General features: G+C 32.4%; 12 protein-coding genes. 10 read left to right on the top strand and 2 right to left on the bottom strand.

The features are described 5' to 3' along the window. Positions 1-124: 124 nt before the first annotated feature. From CIGNP85_RS02135 to CIGNP85_RS02090, 10 genes are all read left to right on the top strand, one after another. Positions 125-1183: a quinone-dependent dihydroorotate dehydrogenase gene (locus CIGNP85_RS02135; protein WP_086241346.1), complete on the top strand. Its 1059-nt coding sequence runs from the start codon at positions 125-127 to the stop codon at positions 1181-1183. Next, on the top strand, positions 1184-2431 hold the full coding sequence (locus tag CIGNP85_RS02130; RefSeq protein WP_086234540.1) for a M16 family metallopeptidase: 1248 nt from the start codon (positions 1184-1186) through the stop codon (positions 2429-2431). Continuing rightward, a complete protein-coding gene (gene dapA, locus CIGNP85_RS02125) occupies positions 2428-3321 on the top strand; it encodes a 4-hydroxy-tetrahydrodipicolinate synthase (RefSeq protein WP_086228955.1) in 894 nt (297 codons plus the stop codon). The genes CIGNP85_RS02130 and dapA overlap by 4 nt, the downstream gene beginning before the upstream one ends. Next, on the top strand, positions 3321-4109 hold the full coding sequence (locus CIGNP85_RS02120) for an enoyl-ACP reductase (RefSeq protein WP_086224594.1): 789 nt from the start codon (positions 3321-3323) through the stop codon (positions 4107-4109). The genes dapA and CIGNP85_RS02120 overlap by 1 nt, the downstream gene beginning before the upstream one ends. Then, the gene (gene pgsA / locus CIGNP85_RS02115) at positions 4109-4648 is read left to right on the top strand and encodes a CDP-diacylglycerol--glycerol-3-phosphate 3-phosphatidyltransferase (RefSeq protein WP_236845571.1); all 540 of its coding nucleotides are present in this window, start codon (positions 4109-4111) and stop codon (positions 4646-4648) included. Before CIGNP85_RS02120 ends, pgsA begins: the two co-directional genes overlap by 1 nt. 123 nt (positions 4649-4771) lie before the next feature. After that, complete coding sequence (locus CIGNP85_RS02110) at positions 4772-5521, top strand: transporter substrate-binding domain-containing protein (protein ID WP_086241349.1); 750 nt, start codon at positions 4772-4774, stop codon at positions 5519-5521. Then, positions 5514-6176, top strand: coding sequence for an amino acid ABC transporter permease (locus CIGNP85_RS02105; protein WP_336526372.1), 663 nt, complete (start codon positions 5514-5516; stop codon positions 6174-6176). Before CIGNP85_RS02110 ends, CIGNP85_RS02105 begins: the two co-directional genes overlap by 8 nt. A 9-nt stretch (positions 6177-6185) precedes the next feature. Further along, complete coding sequence (locus tag CIGNP85_RS02100) at positions 6186-6929, top strand: amino acid ABC transporter ATP-binding protein (protein ID WP_086224597.1); 744 nt, start codon at positions 6186-6188, stop codon at positions 6927-6929. Continuing rightward, positions 6929-7804 carry an EamA family transporter RarD gene (rarD, locus tag CIGNP85_RS02095; protein WP_086224598.1) on the top strand — a complete coding sequence of 292 codons (876 nt, stop codon included), beginning with the start codon at positions 6929-6931 and terminating at the stop codon, positions 7802-7804. The genes CIGNP85_RS02100 and rarD overlap by 1 nt, the downstream gene beginning before the upstream one ends. Further along, positions 7791-8225, top strand: a complete 435-nt coding sequence (locus CIGNP85_RS02090; protein WP_086252427.1) for a hypothetical protein — start codon at positions 7791-7793, stop codon at positions 8223-8225. The genes rarD and CIGNP85_RS02090 overlap by 14 nt, the downstream gene beginning before the upstream one ends. Here the strand turns inward: CIGNP85_RS02090 and CIGNP85_RS02085 are convergent. Both CIGNP85_RS02085 and CIGNP85_RS02080 read right to left on the bottom strand, forming a co-directional pair. Continuing rightward, positions 8222-9280, bottom strand: coding sequence for a glycoside hydrolase family 3 N-terminal domain-containing protein (locus tag CIGNP85_RS02085; protein WP_086224600.1), 1059 nt, complete (start codon positions 9278-9280; stop codon positions 8222-8224). The two genes, CIGNP85_RS02090 and CIGNP85_RS02085, sit on opposite strands and share 4 nt — an antisense overlap. Further along, positions 9277-10167, bottom strand: coding sequence for an NAD(P)H-dependent glycerol-3-phosphate dehydrogenase (locus CIGNP85_RS02080; RefSeq protein ID WP_086238397.1), 891 nt, complete (start codon positions 10165-10167; stop codon positions 9277-9279). The genes CIGNP85_RS02085 and CIGNP85_RS02080 overlap by 4 nt, the downstream gene beginning before the upstream one ends. Positions 10168-10307: the final 140 nt, after the last annotated feature.

The raw sequence follows: 10307 nt of genomic DNA, 5'->3' as shown, positions 1-10307 counted from the left end.
CTTTTACTCCTTAAATTTATAAAATATTATATCTATAAATTGCCCAAAATATCATTAAATTTCTTATTAATTATAAGCAAATTTAAGCAAATTTTAGCTAAAATAGCAGGTTTAAAGGAATGTTATGAACTATAGTGATATTAAAAAAATTTTTTTTAAACTAAATCCAGAAAATGCCCATAAAATAGCTGAATTTGGAATGAAAGTATCTGTAAAAATTCCATTTGTTAGCGACTATTTGGTGGATAATTTCTGTTTTATTGACACTAAGCTATCACAAAATATTTTTGGAATTAATTTTTTAAATCCAGTTGGACTCGCCGGTGGATTTGATAAAAATGCTACAATGATTACACCGCTATCTGCGATGGGGTTTGGATTTTTAGAGTATGGCACTCTTACACCAAAACCTCAAGATGGAAATCCAAAACCAAGGCTATTTCGCTTAATAGAAGAAAAAAGTATACAAAATGCCATGGGATTTAATAACGATGGCTTAGATAAGATTAAAGCTAGAGCCTCAAAGGTATATCCTTTTAGTATCCCTCTTATTGCTAATATTGGCAAAAATAAGATTACACCAAATGATATGGCTATTAAAGATTATGAAATTTTGGTTAAAGGGCTTGATAGTTGCTGTGATGCATTTGTAATCAACATCAGCTCACCAAATACTCCAAATTTGAGAGATTTACAAAGCGAGTCTTTTATAAATGAACTATTTGCTGCTTTAAGTAGCTTAACCAAAAAACCTCTAATTTTAAAAATAGCTCCAGATATGAGTATAGACTCAGCTATATCTCTTTGTTCTACAGCTGCAAATGCTGGATTTAAAGGGTTAATTATCAATAATACTAGCGTGGATTACTCTCTTACACCAAAGGCAAAAGATTTTGGCGGTATCAGCGGCCAACTTATTAAAAACAAGAGCAAAGAGCTATTTAAAGAGGTTGCTAAAGAGCTTTATGGTAAAGCAGTATTAATTAGCTGTGGTGGAATTGATAATGGTCAAGATGCATATGAGCGTATCAAAATGGGTGCAAGCTTAGTACAAATATATACTAGTTTTATCTATGAAGGTCCAAGTATTTGTAAAAATATCAATAGTCAAATATTAAATTTAGCCTTAAGCGAGGGATATGAAAATATTTCTCAAGCAGTTGGCGCTAATCTAAGGAGATAAATGCTACCAAAATTTAGCAAAATTACCCTTGAAAATGGGTTTGAGATCTATCATACCCCTTTAAATTTAGGTTCAAATGTTATTAGCATAGATCTTTATTATAAAGTTGGCTCTAGAAACGAAACAATGGGTAAGAGCGGAATCGCACATATGTTAGAACATCTAAATTTTAAAAGTACAGACAATAGAAAAGCTGGTGAATTTGACTCCATTGTAAAGGGTTTTGGCGGAGTAAATAATGCTAGTACTGGTTTTGATTTTACTCACTATTTTATCAAATGTTCGAGTCAAAATCTTGATACATCGCTAGAACTTTATGCTGATATAATGGCAAATTTAAGCCTTAAAGAAGATGAATTTTTACCTGAGCGAGATGTTGTTTTAGAAGAGCGCAGATGGAGAACGGACAATAATCCAACTGGAATACTATATTTTAGACTATTTAATCACGCTTTTATATATCATCCTTATCACTGGACACCAATTGGATTTATTAAAGATATTGAAAATTGGAATATTGCTGATATTAAAGAGTTTTGGTCTAAATTTTACCAGCCAAAAAATGCATTTTTAATGATTACTGGAGATATTGACAAAAATACTGCATTTGAACTTGGCAAAAAACACTTTGAAGGTATAGCAAACCGCTGTGAAATACCTACTATGCACTGCATAGAGCCTGAACAAAACGGAGAAAAGTCTTTAATAATTCACAAACAAAGTGATGTAGAGATGATAGCTATCGCTTATAAAATACCGCCATTTAATCATCCAGACCAGACTGCATTAAGTGCAATTGGCGAATATCTTAGCAGCGGTAAAAGCTCATTATTTGAAAGAGTTTTAATAGATAAATTAAATTTAGTAAATCAAATTTATGCTTATCCTATGGAAAGCATTGATGAAAATTTATTTATAATAATCGCTATTTGTAATCCAGGTATAAAAGCCAAACTAGTTAAAAAAGAAATCTTAAAGCTGATAAAAAAACTAAAAAATAGCGATATAGATACTGATGAGCTAACTAAAATTAAAAATTGCCTAAAGAGCAATTTTATCTACTCATTAAGTAGCGCAAGCAAGCTTGCAAGTCTGTATGGAAGCTATATAGCAAGAGGCGATATAGAGCCACTTTGGCAACTCTCAGATAGGACAAATGCACTTACAACACAAGATATCAAAGAGTGTGCAAATAGGTATTTTAACAAAGATAAATCCACTACAATTATATTAAAAGGAATCAAATGAAAAAAAGTATTTATGGAGCGATGACAGCTCTAGTAACACCTTTTAAAAATGGTAAAATAGATGAAAATGGTTATGAAAAACTTATTAAAAGACAGATAAAAAATGGAATTGATGCAGTTGTACCTGTAGGAACTACGGGCGAGAGTGCGACTCTTACTCATGATGAGCATAGAATTTGTATTGAGATAGCTGTAAATGCGTGTAAAAATAGCGATGTAAAAGTATTAGCGGGTGCTGGAAGTAATGCTACTCACGAGGCTATAGGTTTGGCTGAATTTGCTCAAAATTGTGGCGCAGACGGAATCTTATCAGTAGCACCATACTATAATAAACCAACTCAAGAAGGATTATATCAACACTACAAAGCTATATCCAAATCAGTAGATATACCTATCTTGCTCTACAATGTCCCATCTAGAACGGGATGTGATATATTGCCAGAGACTATTATAAGGCTATTTAATGATTGCGATAATATCTATGGAGTTAAAGAAGCAAGTGGCAATATAGAAAGATGTGTTGATATTTTAGCTCATGAACCAAAGATATATTTATTAAGCGGTGATGATGCTATTAACTATCCAGTTTTAAGCAATGGAGGAAAAGGCGTTATATCAGTTACATCAAATCTCTTACCAGATCAAACTTCAGCTCTTACTCACTATGCTATGCAAAATGAGTTTCTAAAAGCAAAAGAGATTAATGATAAACTATATAATATAAATAAAGTTCTATTTTGCGAGTCAAATCCAATACCTATTAAAGCTGCTATGTATATTGCTGGTTTAATAGATAGCTTAGAATATAGATTACCACTTGTAGCTCCAAGCAGTGAGAATCTCAAAAAGATAGAATCAATAATGAAAACTTACGATATAAAAGGATTTTAATGAACTGTTATCATGAAGAATTTAAAGGCAAAACCCTAGTTATTAGTGGTGGTACAAGAGGAATTGGTAGAGCAATTGTACTTGAATTTGCAAAATATGGTGCAAATATTGCATTTACCTATAACTCTAATGAAGAGATGGCTAAAAATCAAGCATTAGAATTAGAAAAAGAATTTGGCATCAAAGCTAGAGCATATCCTTTAAATATTCTTGAACCTGAAACTTATAAAGAGCTATTTTTAGAGATAGATAAAGATTTTGATAGAGTCGATTTTTTTGTATCAAATGCAATTATTTCAGGGCGCGCAGTAGCTGGTGGTTATACTAAATTTATGAAGTTAAAACCTCGTGGAATAAACAATATCTTTACAGCCACCGTAAATGCATTTGTAGTAGGCTCTCAAGAAGCTGCTAAAAGAATGGAAAAAGTAGGCGGTGGTAGCATAGTTAGCTTAAGCTCAACTGGAAACCTAGTCTATATAGAACACTATAGCGGTCACGGCACAGCAAAAGCTGCAGTGGAAGCTATGGCAAGATACGCAGCTACTGAGCTTGGCGAGAAAAACATCAGAGTAAATGTAGTAAGTGGTGGGCCAATAGAAACTGATGCTTTAAGAGCATTTACAAATTATGAAGAAGTAAGAGATGCTACAGCATCATTAAGTCCTTTAGGTCGCATGGGACAACCAACTGATCTTGCTGGTGCTTGTTTATTTCTATGCAGCTCAAAAGCTAGCTGGGTAACAGGCCATACATTTATAATAGATGGTGGCACTACTTTTAAATGATAAATTTACCAAATTCTCTAGCTATATTTCGTATACTCTTAGCTCCACTTATGTTTTTTTTGCTTTTATGCATTAAGGGTAATGGGGATGCTATAGAGATTAGTTGGCTTAATTACTTTTGTGCTTTAACATTTGTAATAGCTAGCATTACTGATTTTTTTGATGGATATATAGCTAGAAGCTGGAATCAAAAAACAAAATTAGGTGCAATCTTAGATCCGCTTGCCGATAAAATGTTGATTTTAGCAGCATTTTTAGGTTTAATGATAATAGATAGAGCTGATGCATGGGCAGTATATATAATTCTTGTTAGAGAGTTTTTCATTACTGGATTTAGGGTAGTTATGGCAAGTGAAAATATAGATATAAGTGCATCCATAGCTGGCAAGATTAAAACAATAATACAGATGGTGGCCATAGGATTTTTATCTATGCAATGGTGGGGTGGCGAAATTTTACTTTGGATTTCTGTTATTCTTACCTTATATTCGGGATATGAATATATACATGCTTATATTAAAAATATTAAAAATATATAATTTTACTATATATATTTTTTAAATAACTATAATATAGCCTTTATCTAAAATATATAATTTTTATAATTTATTTATATATTTTAGATAATATTATGAAATTTTAAATAAATTTGAGGAGTAAATATGAAAAAGTTAATATCTTTTTTATTCATTAGTCTTTTAATGATTGGTTGTTCTTCTAATAATACCAACAAAGATAAATTAAGAGTCGCAACAGAAGGTACATATAATCCATTTTCATATCATGATGAAAGTGGCAAACTAGTCGGATATGATGTAGAAGTAATCACTGAAGCAGCCAAAAGAGCTGGATTTGAGATTGAATTTCATGAGACAAATTGGGATGCTATATTCTCAGGATTAAATTCAAATCGGTTTGATATGATAGCAAATCAAATAAGCGATGCGGACCCAAAAAGAGCCGAGCTTTATACTCTTAGTGATCCATATATAGTTACTTCAGCTGCCGTTGCTGTAAGGGCTAATGATAATAGCATAAACTCACTAAATGATATCAAAGGCAAAAATATTGCTCAAGCAATGGGTAGCAACTACTACGAGATTGCCATAGAAAATGGGGCAAATATTGTTTTAGTTGATGGATTAGCACCAGCTATTAAAGCAGTCAGTCAAGGTAGAGCAGATGCTACTATGAATGATAAACTTGCTATATTAAACTATATCAAAACAACTGGCGATAAAAATATCAAAGTCGCATTTAGCACTGGCAATGGCACAAGAAGTGTATTTTTATTTAAAAAAGAGCTAACCGAACAAAGAGATAGAATCAACAAAGCTCTTGAATCTATGAAAAAAGATGGCACCCTAAAACAAATTTCAGAAAAATATTTTGGAATAGATGTTAGTGAGTAATTATATTGAGGCATTTTTGCCTATGATTAAGGGGGCTATTTTATATACAATCCCCCTTAGTATTATATCTTTTATTTGTGGTATTGCAATAGGTGTTATTGTAGCGCTTATCCGTATCAATCACAGCAAAAATCCACTATCAAATTTAGCTAAGGCTATTTGCCAGTTCTACATCTCTATAATTCGTGGAACACCTCTACTTGTACAGCTTTTTATAATATTTTATGGTTTGCCAAATATTGGCATAACGCTAGATCCATTCATTAGCGCAATTATTGCTTTTAGCCTTAGCATTGGCGCATATAGCAGTGAAACTATTAGAGCTAGTATATTAGCAGTGCCAAAGGGCCAATGGGAAGCTGGATGGAGTATAGGACTAACTAATAGCGATACTTTTATTAAAATTATAGCACCGCAAGCCCTTAAAATAGCCTTGCCGACTCTATCTAATACCTTTATAGCGCTTATTAAAGATACATCTTTAGCTTCAGTGGTTTTGGTAGCTGAACTATTTCGTCAAGCTCAAACTATCGCCTCTCAAAATTATGAATTTCTAAGAGTCTATTCGCAAGCTGCTCTTATATACTGGATTATTTGTATAGGTCTTGGATATTTACAAACTCACCTCGAGGCAAAATTTAGCAAGCATCTATAAGAGGAAAATATGCTACAAATAAGAGATATAAATAAAAAAATCGGCTCTCATACCATATTATCAAATATTAGTTTTGATATTAAAAAAGGTGAGATAATTGCAATTATCGGGCCAAGCGGAAGTGGCAAGACTACACTTCTTCGTTCATTAAACTATCTAGAGATACCAGATAGCGGGATTTTGGAATTTAGCGATGGGAGTTTAAAAATTGATTTTAAACAGCATCCAAATAAGCAAGAAATTTTAAATTTAAGACGCAAAATGGGAATGGTCTTTCAATCTTATAATCTTTTTGCCCATCTAAATGCTACGCAAAATATCACCCAAGGGCTAATCAGCGTCCAAAAAATGCCAAAAGAAAAAGCCATTGAGATTGCTTTAAATTTACTAAATAAATTTGGCCTCAAAGATAGAGCCAATGCCTATCCTAGCTCTTTAAGTGGAGGACAACAGCAGCGTGTTGCAATTGCTAGAGCTGTTGCTTTAAAACCAAATATTTTATTGCTTGATGAGCCTACAAGCGCACTTGATAAAGAACTAGTAAGCGAAGTTTTATCCACGCTTAAAATGCTAGCAAATGAACACCAAACTATGATCTTAGTCACTCATGAGCTTAAATTTGCCAAGGATATCGCTGATAAGATTATATTTTTAGAAGATGGCAAAATAGTTACTATTGAATCCCCAAAAGAGTTTTTTAGTTCGCAAAACAATCCAAGAATTCTCAAATTTATAGGTGATCTAAACTACTAATGCAAGCAACGCAAAAAGGATTTATCTTAGCTTTAGCTACATTTATTATGTGGGGTGTATTCCCGATATTTTTTAAATTCATTGAAGGAATTGCAGCTACTGAGGTTTTGGCTCATAGGATTATATGGTCAGCTTTAATTTTGCTAGCTATACTTATAATTACAAAAAGATTAAACAGCGTCAAAAGAATAGCAAAAATAAAAAAAGTTACTCTAACCTTAGCCATTACAGGCGCATTAATTGCTAGTAATTGGGGAGTATTTATCTATGCAATCAACCAAAATGAAATTTTAGCAACTAGTCTTGGATACTTTATAAATCCTCTTTTTTCCATACTTCTTGGTGCGATAATATTAAAAGAGGAGTTAAGTCCGGCTTTAAAACTCTCAATTTTTATCGTATTTATTGCTATTGGAGTTCAAATTTATGCCATTGGCAATCTACCGCTAATATCTATTATACTGCCATTATCATTTGCGTTATATGGACTTTTGCGCAAAAGACTTGGGGTTAGAACTTTTGAGGGGTTATTTATAGAAACTATCATTTTAACACCTTTTGCTCTACTTTATTTGTTATATCTAGCTATAAATAATAGCAGTGAATTTGGGATAAATTTTAATGGTATTATGCTATTTTTAAGCGGATTTGTAACTATACTACCACTACTTACATTTAATGCTAGCACCAAATATCTTAAACTATCTACAATTGGATTTTTGCAATACATAAGCCCAACTTTAAGTATGATTATTGCAGTTTTTATATATAATGAGACTTTAGATTTTTATAAAATTATTAGCTTTGCACTCATATGGATTAGTCTTGCAATTGCTACAATTTCAAATTTAAGGAGAAAAAATGGCACAAAATGATTTAATTATAATGGCAGTTGCTGTATTAATTGTAGGAGTAATACTCTATAAACAGATAAATAAAGTAACACAAAATATCACAAATGATGATGAAAATCCACATTTAGTCTATTCTAAATTTTGTGATGCGATAGACAATCAAATAGATATATTGCGTCAAAACACCCAAGAAGATATGATATTAGAACCTAATAAAAAAGATGAAATACTAGAGGTTTTAAGCGATTTTAGTAAAGAACTTGTATTTATTGAGTCTTTAAATTCAAAAGATAGCACCCAATGGCAAAGTAAACTTTTTGCTCTTCTTAGCAGACTTGATAGTTTTGTAGAGTCTAATTTTATAAACGGAGAACAGCTTGCTAGAAGCATTAAAGAGAATTTAAGAGATGAGTTTAACAGACTTGGGCTAGATAGAGATTAGAATCTAGCCTTCTGAGCAATTATACGATTATACGCATCAATAATTCTAGCAATCTCTATTTTACCACTTTTAACAGAGTTAAAAATTGCATCATTTAAAGCTTTTATAGAGTTGGTTTTATTATAAAAATACTCACTTACTAGCAATATATCTACTCCAGCATTTACTGCCTTTATAGCATTTTGCTCAAGTGTTCCTCCAAGTGCTTTCATTAACATATCATCGCTTATTACAACGCCTTCATAATTTAAGCTATCTTTTAGTAAATTTGTAACTATTTGGCGTGAGAGCGTAGCTGGATTTACATCATCGATTGTAGGGATTATCATATGGCCAACCATTATAAATTTAGCCTTTTTACGCTTAATTAATTCATAATACGGCCTAATCTCATCAAAGTCAAAACTATCTACTATAGTGCTAATCTTATGTGTATCAGATGAGGCATTGCCATGACCTGGAAAATGCTTTAACACACTAGCAACGCCTACATTATCAAAAGCTGATATAAACTCACTAGCATATGCAGTTACTTCACCTGCATCCTTGCTAAATGCTCTTTGTCTTTGACCAATTATAGGTGATATATCATTATGAAGATCAACTACTGGAGCAAAATTCATATTTATTCCAAGATTTTTAAGCTGAGTTGCCATATTAGTATATAGCTTATTAGCACTATTTAAATCTAACTCACTACCAACCTTATAAGCTGATGGAAAATGCTCAAAATCGCTAAATTTATTAAATCTACTAATTTGCCCGCCTTCTTCATCGATAGCTATAAAAAGAGGATATTTAGAACTGGCGGAATTTAAATATTTGGTTAAATTTTTTAACCCCTGTTTGCTGCTAATATTTCTAGCTAGTATCATTACTCCACCGATTCTACCATTTTTAATATCAAGATGAAGCTGCTTAACCCACTCATCACTAGAACTGTTTCCAGTAAATCCCACCATCACCATCTGACCAATCATATTTCTTAACTCTTTATCACTTGGTGTGCCAAAGAGTGAAATAGTAAAAATAAATAGCAAAATAATCTTTTTCATCGTCGTTTTAATAAATCCTTTAATGCCTCTTTGGCGTCTTTGCCACCTAGCATATCAACTACTTGACTAGCAATTGGAGTATAAATCGCTTTTTGCTGAGCAATTTTAGTAATTGCATATGCTGTAGCTACACCTTCAGCCACCTCTCCAATTTGAGCTAAAATCTCATCAAGACTAAATCCACTAGCTAATCCAAGACCAACTCTATAATTTCTAGATAATTCACTACTTGCAGTTAAAAATAGATCCCCTGCTCCACTAAGACCTAAAAATGTATCACTCTTAGCACCAAAATGCTCACCAAATCTAGCCATCTCTACTAATCCTCTAGATATCAAACTAGCTCTAGCATTTTGCCCAAGACCAAGACCAGCACATACACCGCCAGCTATAGCGATCACATTCTTATATGCGCCACAAATCTCAGCTCCTATAACATCGTCGCTAATATATGGCTTAATAAAACTTGGAAAAGTGCTAGCCCAAATTTGAGCTAACTCATCATTTTCGCTGCTTATCACTAAAGCACACGGCAATCCTTGTATAACCTCACTTGCAAAGCTAGGACCGCTTAAAAATGCCAAATTTTCGCTTGGAGCAAATTTAGAATAGATCTCATGTAAAAACTCTCCACTAATCGTATCTATACCTTTAGAAGCTACTAATATTTTTTGATTCTTTGCTTTAAAATTTGAGCGTAAAAACTCATGTGTTTTTTGAGTTGATATACTAAAGAGCAAATAGTCGCACTCTAGCGCCTTATCCAACTCTACAAAACCTTCAATGTCACGCTTTGTTCGAGATGAGATAATGCAATCATTATTTATTTTAAGTGCTGAGTATAAAGCCTGCCCCCATTTTCCAGCACCGATTACTGCTATTTTCATATCTTGCTATCCATAGTTTTATATCGCTACTAATACTTACTAACAAAATCTCTATAAGATTAAATTTAATTTTGCAAAATAAAAAACATAATTTTATAAATAAAAATCTTGCTATATATTAATAAATTTAATCTTATGAA

The sequence above is a fragment of the Campylobacter sp. P0085 genome (assembly GCF_002139495.1).
Classification (GTDB): Bacteria; Campylobacterota; Campylobacteria; order Campylobacterales; family Campylobacteraceae; genus Campylobacter; species Campylobacter devanensis.
This window is presented reverse-complemented; position numbering and strand designations above follow the sequence as displayed.

Coding starts and splice junctions, on each gene's coding strand:
- CIGNP85_RS02080 (WP_086238397.1), bottom strand. CDS start 10,167: ATGAAAATAGCAGTAATCGGTGCTGGAAAATGGGGGCAGGCTTTATAC.
- CIGNP85_RS02130 (WP_086234540.1), top strand. CDS start 1,184: ATGCTACCAAAATTTAGCAAAATTACCCTTGAAAATGGGTTTGAGATC.
- CIGNP85_RS02100 (WP_086224597.1), top strand. CDS start 6,186: ATGCTACAAATAAGAGATATAAATAAAAAAATCGGCTCTCATACCATA.
- CIGNP85_RS02110 (WP_086241349.1), top strand. CDS start 4,772: ATGAAAAAGTTAATATCTTTTTTATTCATTAGTCTTTTAATGATTGGT.
- CIGNP85_RS02120 (WP_086224594.1), top strand. CDS start 3,321: ATGAACTGTTATCATGAAGAATTTAAAGGCAAAACCCTAGTTATTAGT.
- CIGNP85_RS02135 (WP_086241346.1), top strand. CDS start 125: ATGAACTATAGTGATATTAAAAAAATTTTTTTTAAACTAAATCCAGAA.
- dapA (WP_086228955.1), top strand. CDS start 2,428: ATGAAAAAAAGTATTTATGGAGCGATGACAGCTCTAGTAACACCTTTT.
- CIGNP85_RS02085 (WP_086224600.1), bottom strand. CDS start 9,280: ATGAAAAAGATTATTTTGCTATTTATTTTTACTATTTCACTCTTTGGC.
- rarD (WP_086224598.1), top strand. CDS start 6,929: ATGCAAGCAACGCAAAAAGGATTTATCTTAGCTTTAGCTACATTTATT.
- CIGNP85_RS02090 (WP_086252427.1), top strand. CDS start 7,791: ATGGCACAAAATGATTTAATTATAATGGCAGTTGCTGTATTAATTGTA.